This window comes from Pararhizobium capsulatum DSM 1112 (assembly GCF_030814475.1).
Taxonomy (GTDB): domain Bacteria; phylum Pseudomonadota; class Alphaproteobacteria; order Rhizobiales; family Rhizobiaceae; genus Pararhizobium; species Pararhizobium capsulatum.
In genome coordinates this window covers 326,987-339,812 of sequence record NZ_JAUSVF010000003.1, presented here as the reverse complement: position 1 = coordinate 339,812, position 12,826 = coordinate 326,987, and the positions used below count along the sequence as shown (strand labels likewise).

General features: G+C 61.4%; 13 protein-coding genes. All 13 read left to right on the top strand.

Annotation, left to right across the window (positions count from 1 at the left end; genetic code table 11):
- Positions 1-3 precede the first annotated feature (3 nt).
- The 13 genes from QO002_RS26805 (at position 4) to QO002_RS26745 (ending at position 12,809) form a co-directional block, all read left to right on the top strand.
- A complete protein-coding gene (locus QO002_RS26805) occupies positions 4-1,536 on the top strand; it encodes an FGGY-family carbohydrate kinase (RefSeq protein ID WP_307235710.1) in 1,533 nt (510 codons plus the stop codon).
- Positions 1,533-3,080, top strand: a complete 1,548-nt coding sequence (locus QO002_RS26800; protein WP_307235707.1) for an FGGY-family carbohydrate kinase — start codon at positions 1,533-1,535, stop codon at positions 3,078-3,080. The genes QO002_RS26805 and QO002_RS26800 overlap by 4 nt, the downstream gene beginning before the upstream one ends.
- Positions 3,077-3,769 carry an HAD family hydrolase gene (locus QO002_RS26795; protein WP_307235705.1) on the top strand — a complete coding sequence of 231 codons (693 nt, stop codon included), beginning with the start codon at positions 3,077-3,079 and terminating at the stop codon, positions 3,767-3,769. Before QO002_RS26800 ends, QO002_RS26795 begins: the two co-directional genes overlap by 4 nt.
- Complete coding sequence (locus QO002_RS26790) at positions 3,766-4,674, top strand: SMP-30/gluconolactonase/LRE family protein (RefSeq protein WP_307235703.1); 909 nt, start codon at positions 3,766-3,768, stop codon at positions 4,672-4,674. Before QO002_RS26795 ends, QO002_RS26790 begins: the two co-directional genes overlap by 4 nt.
- A gap of 43 nt (positions 4,675-4,717) precedes the next feature.
- On the top strand, positions 4,718-5,560 hold the full coding sequence (locus QO002_RS26785) for a transketolase (protein ID WP_307235701.1): 843 nt from the start codon (positions 4,718-4,720) through the stop codon (positions 5,558-5,560).
- A complete protein-coding gene (locus QO002_RS26780) occupies positions 5,553-6,551 on the top strand; it encodes a transketolase family protein (protein WP_307235699.1) in 999 nt (332 codons plus the stop codon). The genes QO002_RS26785 and QO002_RS26780 overlap by 8 nt, the downstream gene beginning before the upstream one ends.
- Before the next feature lie 9 nt (positions 6,552-6,560).
- On the top strand, positions 6,561-7,337 hold the full coding sequence (locus tag QO002_RS26775; RefSeq protein ID WP_307235697.1) for an SDR family NAD(P)-dependent oxidoreductase: 777 nt from the start codon (positions 6,561-6,563) through the stop codon (positions 7,335-7,337).
- Between the two features lie 19 nt (positions 7,338-7,356).
- The gene (locus tag QO002_RS26770; RefSeq protein WP_370878602.1) at positions 7,357-7,911 is read left to right on the top strand and encodes a 2,4'-dihydroxyacetophenone dioxygenase family protein; all 555 of its coding nucleotides are present in this window, start codon (positions 7,357-7,359) and stop codon (positions 7,909-7,911) included.
- Positions 7,908-8,996, top strand: a complete 1,089-nt coding sequence (locus QO002_RS26765) for a glycerol dehydrogenase (protein ID WP_307235694.1) — start codon at positions 7,908-7,910, stop codon at positions 8,994-8,996. The genes QO002_RS26770 and QO002_RS26765 overlap by 4 nt, the downstream gene beginning before the upstream one ends.
- Before the next feature lie 88 nt (positions 8,997-9,084).
- Positions 9,085-10,626, top strand: a complete 1,542-nt coding sequence (locus QO002_RS26760) for a pyruvate carboxylase subunit B (RefSeq protein WP_307235692.1) — start codon at positions 9,085-9,087, stop codon at positions 10,624-10,626.
- Entirely contained in the window at positions 10,616-11,113 is a 498-nt protein-coding gene (accB, locus tag QO002_RS26755) for an acetyl-CoA carboxylase biotin carboxyl carrier protein (protein WP_307235690.1), read from the top strand. Before QO002_RS26760 ends, accB begins: the two co-directional genes overlap by 11 nt.
- Before the next feature lie 25 nt (positions 11,114-11,138).
- Positions 11,139-12,512: an acetyl-CoA carboxylase biotin carboxylase subunit gene (gene accC, locus QO002_RS26750; RefSeq protein ID WP_307235688.1), complete on the top strand. Its 1,374-nt coding sequence runs from the start codon at positions 11,139-11,141 to the stop codon at positions 12,510-12,512.
- 102 nt (positions 12,513-12,614) lie between these two features.
- The gene (locus QO002_RS26745; RefSeq protein ID WP_307235686.1) at positions 12,615-12,809 is read left to right on the top strand and encodes a hypothetical protein; all 195 of its coding nucleotides are present in this window, start codon (positions 12,615-12,617) and stop codon (positions 12,807-12,809) included.
- The last annotated feature ends 17 nt before the right edge of the window (positions 12,810-12,826 follow it).

Below are 12,826 nucleotides of genomic sequence, written 5' to 3'. Positions count from 1 at the left end.
GGCATGGTGTATCTGCTCGGCATCGACAAGGGCACGTCTGTTATCAAGGCGGTGGTTTTCGACACGGAAGGGGAGACCGTCGGCGTGTCGCAGCGCCGCGTCCAGGTGCTGCAGCCCAAGCCCGGCTGGCACGAGGAAGCACCGGAGGCCACTTGGGCGCTGTGCGCCGAGACGATCCGTGAGGCGTTGACCAAGGCCGGCCTCACTGGTGCCGATATCGCCGCGATCGGCATTGCCGGCCATATGGGCGGCGCCTGGCTGATCGATTCCGATGGGGCAACGGTGCGCAACGCCATCTGCTGGCCGGACGAGCGCGCCCAAGCCGACCAGATCGCCATGGAAAAGACCGGCCTTTTGACTGAAGTCTTCGCCATCTCCGGCAACGGCCTGATGCCTGGCATCACCGCTATGCTGCTCGGCTGGCTCGCCCGCCACGAGCCGGAAACGGTGACGCGAACCCGTGCCGTGCTCTGCGCCAAGGATTTCTTACGCTTCCGGCTGACCGGAGAGATCGCCACCGATCCCTCCGACGTCTCCTTCGTGCCCGGCGATATCGAAGGACGCGCGCATTCGGCGCGGGTGATGGAGCTTTGCGGTGCCTCCGCCTGGATGGACAAGCTGCCAACTATCCTGCCGTCCGGCGCCATTGCCGGCATCATTTCTGCAGCATCTGCAGCTGAAACCGGCCTGCGCGAAGGCACGCCCGTCGTCACCGGTCTTGGCGATGCCTGCGCCAATGCCCTTGGCGTCGGCGCGATCCGCCCCGGCGCTGCTTTGACGGTGCTTGGCACCAGCTGCCTCAACAGCCAGGTGCTGGGCGCTCCCGGCAGGGAGCCGGAGGGCCTCGGTTTCCTGTTCTCGATGCCGCTCGACCGATACCTACGAATCCTGCCCAATACCTCCGGCACCATCGCCTTCGACTGGTTTTTGGAACGGTTCGGCGCGCCCCTGATGCCCGACGGAACGCCGGACTTTACAGCCCTCGAGGTGAAGGCGTCCGGCATCGCCCGCGGCGCCGGTGGTGTTACCTTCATTCCCTATGTCAACGGCAGCGGCGTGCTGGCGCCGTTCTACGACACGCTGGCCCGCGGCAACTTTTTCGGGGTCGGCAGCCATACCAGCTATGATCACCTGCTGCGCGCCGTCTACGAGGCCCTGTGCTTTGCCACCCGCGACTGTTTTGCGGCGATGAGCACCCGGCCGCAATCGCTGATCCTCACTGGCGGCGGCGCCAAGAGCGCCTTCTGGTCGCAGTTGTTCGCTGATGTCTGCGGCCTGCCGATCGAGATCGTCGCCACGGAGGAATCCGGTGCCCTGGGCGTTGCACTGCTGGCCGGTGTCGCCGTCGGCTTGTGGCCCGACCTGGAGACTGCGGCAGCAAGAACCACCCGGATCGTCGCCTGTTACCGGCCGGACCCGCACGCGGCGCGCGACTATGACGGCTGGTTCGATCTCTACCGCCGGACCCGCGATGTCTATCGCAGCTACTCGACGGCCCGCGCCGATCTGCGCCTGGTTCCGGAGATGGCGGCATGAGCTATGTGCTGGGCATCGACAAGGGCACCACCACCACCAAGGCGGCGATCTTCAACACCGCCGATGGCCGGGTGCTGGCCACCGCCCGCCGCCCGACCAAGAGCTTCCGGCCGCATCCGGACTGGCACGAGGAAGACATGGACGGCACCTATGCTGGTGTGGCCGCTGCCATCCGCGAGGCGATCGACCGTGCCGGCATCGCGGCTAGCGAGATCGCCGCCGTCGGTGTCAGCGGCCATATGGGCGGCCTCTGGTCGCTCGACGCGCAAGGCCGGCCGGCCGGTCCTGCCATCGCTTGGCCGGATGCACGGGCCTCGGCGCTTCTTGAGCGTTGGCGCGACGAATGCCGGGTGAAAAAGCTGTTCGAGATTTCCGGTAACGCGCCCATTCCCGGCCTGCCGCTGGTGCTGCTCGCCTGGCTGAAGGACAATGACCGCAGTTTCTATAACCGCATCGAGACCGTCTTTCTCGCCAAGGACTATGTCAATTACCGCCTGACCGGAAACATCGCCACAGATGAATCCGATCTGTCGCTGTTTCCCTGTGATATCCGCAGCCGCAAACCTTCCGACGATCTGTTCGCGCTCGCCGGCATTCCCGAGATGCGGGAAAAACTAGCCCCAGTGCTGGAGATCGGCGCCGTCGTCGGCCGGGTGACGGCTGTGGCCGCCGCCGAGACCGGGCTGACGGAAGGCACGCTGGTCGTGACCGGCGCCGGCGATGCGGTGGCCGCCGCGATTGGCGTCGGCGCGCTCGCTAGCGGCCAGGCGGTAACGGTGATCGGTACCAGCTTCATGAACAATCTCACCGTCGACCAGCCGCTTCTGGAGCCGGAGGGCGTCGGTTTCCTGTTCCTGATGCCGGACGGCCGCTGGCAGCGGCTGATGTCCAACACCGGCGGCGGCTCGCTCTGCCTCGACTGGATCGTCGAAGCCTTTGGCGCCAAAGCCTTCGGCGGCGACGACGACCTGTTCACCCGCATCGAGACCGAGGCGCGGGCGATTGCGCCGCTCAGCAACGGCCTGGTCATCCATCCCTATTTCAACACCTCCGGCATGACCGCGCCGCGCCACGAGCCGCTGGCCCGCGGTTCGATCTTCGGCCTCGACATGGCGACCTCGCCGATGGCGCTGATCCGCGCGGTGATGGAAGGCGTCGCCTTCTCGATGATCGATTGTTACGGCGCGCTAAACGCGCCGGTCGACACCATCTGCATCACCGGTGGCGGTGCGCGTTCGCCGTTGTGGCGGGAGATCTGCGCCGCGGCGATGAACCGGACGCTGTTGGTGCCGGAGGCGGAGGAGACCGGCGCGCTCGGCGTCGCTCTGCTCGCCGCCAGGGCGGCCGGCTTTTACGACAGCCTGACCGCCGCCGCCGCCGCCATGGTCCGCATTGCCGCGACCGTCGAACCCGATCCGCAGCTAGCCGTCCGTTATGCCGCTGCCTATCCGCTGTTTCGCGACCTCGGCCGCGATTTGGCCCCTCTCTGGAAACTTCGTGCTGCACTCCTGGAGCGCACTGACCACACAAAGGACGCGCCATGACGCTCGCATCTCCCAATCCAAAACAGAAGATGCACGTGTTGTTTGACCTAGACGGCACCCTGGTCGACACCCGCGGCGCCGTCGTCGAATGCTACACCCGCGTCTTTCGCAGCAAGCTCGACAGCAACTTTCCGCCGGAAGAATTTCCGATCGCCGACCTGTTCGCCATGCGCCCGGCGGAAGTGTTTGCCGTCGTCGCGCCGGACCGGATCGACGAGCTGCACGCTGCCTATCGCGACACCTACCCGCAATGCACGGCGCTGATCAAAGTCTTTGCTGGCATCCGCGAACTGATCCTCGACCTGGCCAGCGCCGGCCGCAAGCCGAGCGTCGTCACCAACAAGGGGCTTGAGCGCACGTTGATCGACCTCCAGGTCGCGAACATCGCACCGGAAGTCTTTGCCGCCATCGTAACCGCCGAGGACACTGTCGATCGCAAGCCGCATCCGGCGCCGATCCTGCTCGGGCTCGAGCGCGCGGGGGCCAATGTCGGCGATGCTGTCTATGTCGGTGACGGGCCGCAGGACATTCTCGCCGCCCGCGCCGCCGGCATGGACTGCGTCGCTGTGAGCTACGGGTTTTATGACGGCTCGCTGCTGGCTACCCATACCCCAACGGTTTTAGTCGACAACGTAGCCGGCCTCGCGGCCGCCCTCGGCGTCGCGCATATGTCCAGGGCATCACAATGAGGGATTTTATCGAAATCACCGGCGATCTGGCCTTCCCGGAAGGTCCGGTGCTAGTGCCGGATGGCAGTATCGTGCTCGGCGAAATCGGCCGCGGTCAGCTGACCCGGATCACGCCCGATGGGAACAAGTCGCTGGTCGCCGACACCGGCGGTGGCCCCAATGGCCTAGCCATGGGGCCGGACGGTCATATCTATGTCTGCAACAATGGCGGCTTCAGCTGGGATCGCGGCCCGGCCGGCTGGCGCCCGGTCGGCAAGGCACCTGACAATACGGGCGGCAGTATCCAACGCGTAGACCCGGAAACCGGCAAGGTCGAAATACTTTATGACCGCTGCGGCGCTATCCCGCTGTCGGCCCCCAACGACATCGTCTTCGACAGCCATGGCGGTTTCTATTTCACCGATCACGGCCACCGCGAGGGTCGCAAGGTCGATTTCGGTGCCGTCTACTATGCCAGGGCCGATGGCAGCTTCATCCAGGAGGTCGCCTATCCGCTGGTCGGTCCCAACGGCATCGGCCTGTCGCCGGACGGCCGCATTCTCTATGTCGCCGAAACTTCGTCAGGCCGGCTGTGGTCGTGGAAGATCGACGCACCCGGGGTCCTGGCAAAGGTCGACTGGCCGTCGCCGACCGGTGGCGATCTCGCAGCCGGCCTGCCGGGCTTCCAGCGCTACGATTCGCTCGCCGTCGAAGCCGGCGGCAATATCTGCATCGCCACGCTGCGGCTCGGCGGCATCGTCGTGGTCTCCCCGAATGGAACCGAGGTCGAGCGCATCCGCACCCCCGACCCCTACACCACCAATCTGTGCTTCGGCGGTCCCGAGATGAAGACCGCCTTTGTTACCCTGTCAGGCAGCGGCCGACTGGTGTCGATGGACTGGGCTCGCCCCGGTCTGCCGGTATGACCCGACCCACCTGTTTTAGTCATTGCATGAGGAGTTTTGTATCATGACCATTCTCAACCATCCTCCCTCGTCGCCGGACCTGACGGCGCTTGCCAGCCGGGCCCTCAACCTGCGCCGCAAGATGATGAACATGGCGAGCGGCAAGGGCGAGGGCTACATCGCCCAGGGGCTCGGCATGGCCGATTGCCTGGCGACGCTGTATTTCCACGAGATGCGCTACGATCCGCAGGATCCCGAGTGGAAGGGCCGCGACCGTTTCGTTTTGTCGACCGGTCATTATTCGATCGCGATGTATGCGGTGCTCGCCGAAGCCGGCATCATCCGCGAGGACGAACTTTCGAGCTATGGCCTCAACGGCTCGCGCCTGCCGATGAGCACCTTTGACGACACGCCCGGCGTCGAGATGGTTGGCGGCTCGCTCGGCCACGGCCTCGGCCAGGCGGTCGGCATGGCCATGGGTCTCAGGCTCGACGGTTCGCCGGCTCGCGTCTTCTGCGAATTTTCCGACGGCGAACTGCAGGAGGGCTCGACCTGGGAGGCCGCCATGGGCGGCGCCACCTTCAAATGCGACAATCTTGTCGCGCTGATCGACTGCAACGGCATCCAGGCCGATGGTCCGGTGACGGTGAAGATCGAGCCGGTAGCCGACAAGCTCACCGCCTTCGGCTGGGAGACCGTCGAGATCAACGGCAACAGCATCGAGGAACTCGTGCAGGCGTTGGCATCATCGCGTAATCCAAACGGAAAACCGAAGGCCATCGTTATGCGCACCACGCCCGGCTTCGGCATTCCCACCGTTATGGCCCGCGACCGCGCCCATTTCGTGCGCATCGACAATTCCGAATGGACCGCGCTCATCGAGGAACTGGAGACCCATAATGGCTGATACCCCCGCCACCACTGCATCGGTGTCCGGCCGCACCCGCGGCATGGGCGAACTGATCGACATCGCCGGCAAGGTCACCGAGATCGCTCCCTTCGGCCACACACTGGCAGCTCTTGCCAGCGAGCGGCCGGAAATCGTCGGGCTGACTGCCGACATGGGCCGCTATAGCGACATCCTGCCGTTCCGAGATGCCCACCCGACCCGCTTCTTCAATGTCGGCATGGCCGAGCAGAACTTGATTATGACCGCCGCCGGCCTCGCCAAGACTGGCAAGATCGCCTACTGCACCACCTATTCGGTGTTCATCACCAGGCGTGCCTATGACTTCGTCGCGCTCGCCTGTGCCCATTCTATGGCCAATGTGAAGATCTTCGCCGGCATGCCAGGGCTGGTCAACGGCTATGGCGCCACACACCAGGCGACCGAAGACCTCAACATGATGCGCGGCATTGCCGATCTCACCATCATCGATCCCTGCGACGCCACCGAACTGAAGCAGGTGGTGCGCGCCGTCGCCGATATCCCCGGTACCGTCTATGTCCGCAACCTGCGCGGTAAGGTGCCGGTCGAGCTTGGACCGGACTACGTCTTCGAGGTCGGCAAGGCGAAAGTGCTGAGGCCGGGCCGCGAGGTTGGCATCATCTCTGCCGGTTACATGACGGCACGGGCGCTCGACGCCGCCAAGGCGGCGAAGGACCGGGGCGTCGACGCCGGTGTCCTGCATGTCGGCACCATCAAGCCGTTCGACGCAAAATCGGTGATCGAATTCGCAAAGCGGTTCGACCGCGTCATCGTCGCCGAAAACCACAAGACCTCCGGCGGTCTCGCCTCGCTGGTAGTTGAGGCGCTCTATGATGCCGGCATCGTCAAGCCGATGATCAAGATCGGGCTCGTCGACAGCTTCTTCGAATGCGGGTCGCAGGAATATCTCGAAGCAAAATACGGCGTCGACACGCCACGCTTCCTGCGTGCCATCGTCGACGGTCAATAGGAGAGAACCATGCTTCTGCAAGACAGGATTGCGCTCGTCACCGGCGGCGCGAGCGGGCTGGGCTATGCCACCGCCACCGCCTTTGCCCGCGAGGGCGCAACCGTGGTCATCAACGACCTGCGGGCCGACGCCGCCCGGGAGGCGGCCGCCCGGCTCGGGGATAAACATTTCTCTGTCGGCGGCGACGTCTCCAGCGAGGCCGATGTCGAGGCCATGGTCAAGACTGTGCTGGAACGCTTCGGCCGCATCGACATCCTCGTCAACAATGCCGGCATGCCCGACAGCTTCACGCCAACGGTCGAGCAAACGCTCACCCATTGGCAGCGCCTGCTCGATGTGCATCTGACCGGCACCTATCTGGTGTCGAAAACCGTAGCGCCCTCGATGATTGCGCAGAAATCCGGGGTCATCCTCAATCTCAACTCGATCGCCGGCCTGCTCGGCCTGCCGGTCCGCACCGCCTACAGCGCCGCCAAGGCCGGCATCGGTATGCTTACCCAGGTACTCGGCTGCGAATGGGGTCCCCACAATGTCCGCGTCAATGCGGTGGCCCCCGGCTATATGCTGACGCCGCTCACCGAAAAGCTGATCGCCGAGGGCAAGATCGACGAGAAGCGCATCCGCCGGCGCACGCCGATGGGCAAGCTTGGTTCGGCCGAGGACATCGCCGAGGCGATGGTGTTCCTGGCCTCGGACAAGGCGAAGTTTATCACCGCCATCACGCTGCCGGTGGACGGAGGCTACTGCTCCTGGGGGGCGCCCAGCGACGCGTTCCCATTGGATTGACAGAAAACAGGAGGACATCATGCTCGATGAAACCGGCCGCGAGACTGTTCCGGATCGCCGCGACCACTCCAAAATTGCCTATCGCGGACCGCAGCCCTTCGGCATGATGCCGGATATCTTTATGGCGGGAGCCATTGATCTCGATGCGGGCGAGGAGTTGTGGGTGCCACAGGCAGATGGCGTGTGGTTCAAGCCGCTCGTGCTCTGCGTGAGCCAAGGTTACTATGTCAATTTGTTGAGGGTTCGCAATTCCGGTGTCCTGTCGAGACACCGGCATGCTGGCCCGGTACACGCCTTTACCCTTCGCGGCCGCTGGTCATACCTTGAGCATGACTGGGAAGCCGTGCCGCAGAGTTATGCCTTCGAGCCTCCTGGCGAAACGCACACTCTAGTGGTTCCAGACGACGTTCCGGAAATGATCACCTTGTTCCACGTCACCGGTGGCTACGTCTATGTCGATCCGAACGGTGTGGCGCTCGGCTACGAGGATGTGTTTACAAAGCTGGCAATGGTCCGCCGCCACTACGAGGCAATTGGTTTAGGTGCCGATTATGCCGAGAGGATCACCCGATGACGAGTATTCGAAAAATTTTTGGCGCGCCCCATCGTTATATCCAGGGACCAGACGCGCTGGATGAACTTGGCCAGGTGGCTGCTGCCTTCGGCCCGTCACCGGCGGTGATCGCCGATGCGTTCATTCTCGAAAAGATGGGCCCCCGCATCGAAGCCATCCTGAGGGATGCTGGGCTTACGCCGATCATATGTGCGTTTGACGGCGAGATCACCTATGCAGCCATTGATGCGGTCATTGCCACGTTGGGCGGCATCGTTCCTAGTGTCGCCATCGGCATTGGCGGCGGCAAATCGCTGGATGCATCGAAGGGGCTGGCTCTAAAGCTTGGCATCGATGTGATCACCGTTCCGACCATTGCCTCCAACGACAGCCCGACTAGCGCTTCGATCGCGATGTATGACGACCATCACGTAATGATCTCAGTCGACCGTTTGAAGCGCAGCCCGCAGGCGGTGATCGTCGATACGAAATTGATTGCGGCTGCGCCGGCGCTATTTTTGCGCGCCGGGATAGGCGACGCGATCTCGAAAAAATTCGAGGCGGACGGATGCCTTGCCGGCAATGGCATAACCCCCTTCGGCACTCGGCCATTGCTTACCGCTATCGTCATCGCCGATGCTTGTTACCGCGTCCTGCGAGAGCATTCCGAAGCCGCACTGCAGTCAGTGGAGCTCGGTGAAGTCAGCGACGCCCTCGAGGCTACCATCGAGGCGGTGATCTTGATGAGCGGCCTTGGTTTCGAAAATGGGGGATTATCGCTGTCCCATTCGCTGACGCGCGGCCTGGTCAAGGCGCGGGGTGCGAAAAATGCGATTCATGGTCAGCACGTCGCCTGGGGTGTTTTGGTCCAGCTTGCCGCGGAGGGTCGCTCTGATGCTGAGCTTGCGGACATAATCGCATTTCACCGCTCCATCGAACTTGCCACGACCCTACAGCAACTCGGCATGGAGGACGCTACTGGAGCGGAAATTGCCGAAATCGCCGATTGGACAATGACCGCGCCGCATCTCAACAACCTGCCATTCTCGATCACCGCCGTCGATGTCGCTGCTGCGATCCGTCGCGTCGAGAGGTTGGCCGCGTGATCCTTTCGGAGGCACCGGGAATTCCGCCTCTGGGACTTGCAGGCGATGTCGGATGCAACTTGGAAAACAATGACGGGAGACCGATGAGATGACGATAGAAGACAAGCAAACGATCGCCAGCATCATGAGCATGGGCGGCCGCCCGCCAAACAGTCGGCGCGAGATCAAGATCATCGACACGACCCTGCGGGACGCGCACCAGAGCCTGTGGGCGACACGCATGCGCACAGAACACATTCTTTCCATGGCGGATGAGTTCGATCATGGCGGGTTCGAACAGGTCGACCTGATGGCGCCGATCCAGTTCGATGTCGCGGTTCGCTATCTCAAGGAAGACCCCTGGGAGCGGGTAAGACTGGCCCACAAGGCCGCGCCGAATACCCTGTTTCGGGCGTTGGTCCGTTCAAAGAACATTGCTTCGTTCGATTTTTTGGCTGACGACGTCATCAAGGCTTGGGTCGAAAGACTTTATGCGAACGGATTCCGCGTTATAGGCTCGTTCGACGGCCTGAATGACATCGACAATATCGCGCCCGGTCTCGTCAGGGCCAAGGAACTCGGGGCCTCCACTTTCGGCGCTCTGTCGTTTTGCGAAAGCCCGGTGCACACGGACGAGCTCTATATCTCTAAGGCACGTGAACTGATCGACAAGACCGATGTCGATGCCATCATGCTCAAGGACGCGGGTGGTCTGTTGACGCCTGAACGGATCCGAACCCTAGTTCCGGCCATCAAGAATGTAATCGGCGACCGCCCGCTCGAGCTTCACAGTCATTGCCTGACAGCCTTGGCGCCACTGGTTTATCTGGAGGCGGTCGAACTTGGTTGCGATGCACTGCACACATCGATCGCGCCGCTGGCCAATGGTGCCGGCCAGCCATCGACACAACGTATCGTGCGTGATTTGCGGGCTCTTGGGTACACGGTGAACGTCAACGACGACGCAATCGACGCCATTTCGCAGAAGCTGAAAAAAATTGCGGAGGACGAGGGCAAGCCACTGGGTATCCCGGTGGAATATGACGGCCTCCACTACATGCACCAGCTCCCCGGCGGAATGCTCTCGAATTTCCGGTCGCAACTGGAAACGGCGGGTCTCTCGCACCGGTTCGATGAGCTCCTTTACGAGGTTGCTCGCGTGCGCGCTGAGCTCGCTTTTCCGATCATGATCACGCCTTTTGCCCAGTTCGTCGGAACCCAGGCAGTCATGAACATGATTTCAGGTGACCGGTACGGTGTCGTACCGAACGAGATCAAGAAATATGCGCTCGGTTATTATGGCAAGCTACTGGCCCCGATTGCGCCCGAGTTGCATGACCGGATCATTGCCAATGGGGCGTCCAACATCGCGCTTGAGCCGACAACGATCGCGCCGATGCTGCCGGACATTCATGCGCGCCATCCCGACGACAGCATCGATCATGTGCTGCTGCGTGCGATGTTCGCCGGCACACAGGTCGATGAAATGCAGAAAGCCGTGGCATCCGGCGGCAGGGCTGACGATGCACCATCTTCGCTTCTGGATGTGATCAAGGGTCTTCACCAGAAAAAAAGTCGCGGAACCATCGTCTTGAAAACCGCGGATGTACGCATCAGCCTCGAAAAGGGAGAGAGTGAAAATGTCGCTTAAAGATATCGATCTGAAAGAAGTGAAGGCGATCGTTGACTGGGTGAATGTTACGGAGGATGTGCGTGAATTCTCACTGAAGTTCGGCGAGCTGGAACTGTTCATCTCGCGCAACAAGCAGGGTGTTACTCCCGAGCCCGTTGTTCCTGCCTCCCTTGCAATATCGTCTTCAACGCGCGCCGTAACCGATACGCCGGCAGTTGTGGTCGCGCCTGCACCCGCTGCTGCCTCAAGTGAACTTGCCATAGACGAGGTCCTTATCAAGGCGCCAATGGTCGGGACCTTCTATGCAGGGCCTAAACCCGGAGCCCCGAATTTTGTGAAGGTCGGCGACGCTGTCGGTTTGCAAACCGTCCTGTGCATTGTCGAAGTTATGAAGCTGATGAACAACATCGAGGCCGGGGTCGCGGGAACCGTCGCCAGGATCTTTGTCGATAATGAACAACCTGTCGAATACGGCCAGCCGCTGATGATCATCAAGAAGCACTGATAGAGCGGAAATCGGGAGACGAACAATGCCAGAACTCATTAAGAGTGTTCTGATCGCCAATCGCGGTGAAATCGCTCTGCGGATCATCCGGGCATGCAAGGAACTTGGTATCCGCAGCGTGATTGCCTATTCTGAGGCGGATGCAGACTCTCTGCCGGTGAGGCTTGCCGATCAGTCCATCTGCATCGGACCTGCCCAGGCGAAGTTCAGCTATCGCAATCAGCAGGCTATTATTGGCGCGGCTCTGGCCTTCAAGGTGGAGGCCATCCATCCCGGCTACGGTTTTCTGGCCGAGAATTCAGAATTCGCCGAGACGTGTGAAAAGGAAGGCCTCATCTTTGTTGGCCCTCCCGGGCATGTCATTCGCCAGATGGGCGACAAGATCGAGGCCAAGAAAATCGCCCGTAAGGCGGGGGTTCCAAATGTTCCTGGCTCAATCGGTTCCATTTCTGACGCTGCGGAAGCACTTGCTGTTGCAGACGAGGTCGGCTTCCCCCTGCTGATCAAAGCAGCAGCAGGCGGTGGCGGACGTGGCATGCGTGTCGTGCAGCGGCGCGAAACCCTCGAACGTGATCTGTCGGAAATCATGTCCGAAGCGGAGGTCGCCTTCGGCGATGCTGCCGTCTATATCGAGCGTTACCTGACCGATATCAGGCACATCGAAATTCAGGTTATCTCCGACGGTAACCGGACGCTCCATCTGGGGGAGCGTGACTGCTCTGCGCAAAGACGCAATCAAAAACTCATCGAGGAAGCGCCTTCGCCCGTTCTCGACCAGACCCTGCGGGACGCGCTTGCGGAGGCAGCAATCGCGCTTTGCAATGCTGTGCAATACAAGAACGCCGGCACGGTGGAGTTTGTCTTTGATAACAGCGAACGGAAATTTTACTTCATTGAAATGAACACCCGCATTCAGGTCGAGCATCCGGTCTCGGAAATGGTGACGGGTATCGATCTGATTAAGATGCAGCTCGAAATCGCCAGCGGAATGCCGATCAGGTTACGTCAGGAAGACGTCCGCATTTCGGGGCATGCAATTGAATGCCGCATTAACGCGGAAAATCCAGAGCGGGATTTTGCGCCCAGTCCGGGAAAAGTCACTCGCTATCATCCACCGGGCGGGTTTGGCGTCAGGATGGAAACCCACATCGAGACCGGCTACGTGATCCCGCCGTTCTACGATTCCATGGTGGGCAAGCTCGTATGCTGGGGGAGGGATCGCGATGAGGCTATTGCGAGGATGCGCAGAGCTCTTGATGAAGTTGTGATTGAGGGAGTAACCACCACCGCCGGCTTTCACAAAATGGTCTTGAGCCATCCGAAATTTCAATCGAGCAACTTTAACACCGCGTTCGTCGGTGAACTCATGGAGCGGAGTTGTGAGGTTGTCGAGCGCTGAACGGTTTTCCAAGACCGACGATTTTATACGACGCGCGTCGCAAGCCCTCATCCCTTGAACTATAGCGAAACGGCCACATCAGAACGAAGCTGGAGGCTTCCGGTGACAATGTGCGACGCAAATCCATTGAGCGGGGCCTTTATCTTCGATCCCAAGTCCAACACGATTACCGTGAATGTTGATGGCTTCATCACTGTTCTGGGGCCATTTAGGGATGAGTACGAGGCGGCGACGGCAGCACACGACTTCTGCGTGACGTTTGCGGCGGCTATCGATGCCGATACAATCCCTAAGTGAAAATGCGAACTCTCAAG

What these genes read in the sequence shown, in the direction of transcription:
- QO002_RS26805 (WP_307235710.1), top strand. Translation starts at nt 4, where the DNA reads ATGGTGTATCTGCTCGGCATCGACAAGGGCACGTCTGTTATCAAGGCG.
- QO002_RS26800 (WP_307235707.1), top strand. Translation starts at nt 1,533, where the DNA reads ATGAGCTATGTGCTGGGCATCGACAAGGGCACCACCACCACCAAGGCG.
- QO002_RS26795 (WP_307235705.1), top strand. Translation starts at nt 3,077, where the DNA reads ATGACGCTCGCATCTCCCAATCCAAAACAGAAGATGCACGTGTTGTTT.
- QO002_RS26790 (WP_307235703.1), top strand. Translation starts at nt 3,766, where the DNA reads ATGAGGGATTTTATCGAAATCACCGGCGATCTGGCCTTCCCGGAAGGT.
- QO002_RS26785 (WP_307235701.1), top strand. Translation starts at nt 4,718, where the DNA reads ATGACCATTCTCAACCATCCTCCCTCGTCGCCGGACCTGACGGCGCTT.
- QO002_RS26780 (WP_307235699.1), top strand. Translation starts at nt 5,553, where the DNA reads ATGGCTGATACCCCCGCCACCACTGCATCGGTGTCCGGCCGCACCCGC.
- QO002_RS26775 (WP_307235697.1), top strand. Translation starts at nt 6,561, where the DNA reads ATGCTTCTGCAAGACAGGATTGCGCTCGTCACCGGCGGCGCGAGCGGG.
- QO002_RS26770 (WP_370878602.1), top strand. Translation starts at nt 7,357, where the DNA reads ATGCTCGATGAAACCGGCCGCGAGACTGTTCCGGATCGCCGCGACCAC.
- QO002_RS26765 (WP_307235694.1), top strand. Translation starts at nt 7,908, where the DNA reads ATGACGAGTATTCGAAAAATTTTTGGCGCGCCCCATCGTTATATCCAG.
- QO002_RS26760 (WP_307235692.1), top strand. Translation starts at nt 9,085, where the DNA reads ATGACGATAGAAGACAAGCAAACGATCGCCAGCATCATGAGCATGGGC.
- accB (WP_307235690.1), top strand. Translation starts at nt 10,616, where the DNA reads ATGTCGCTTAAAGATATCGATCTGAAAGAAGTGAAGGCGATCGTTGAC.
- accC (WP_307235688.1), top strand. Translation starts at nt 11,139, where the DNA reads ATGCCAGAACTCATTAAGAGTGTTCTGATCGCCAATCGCGGTGAAATC.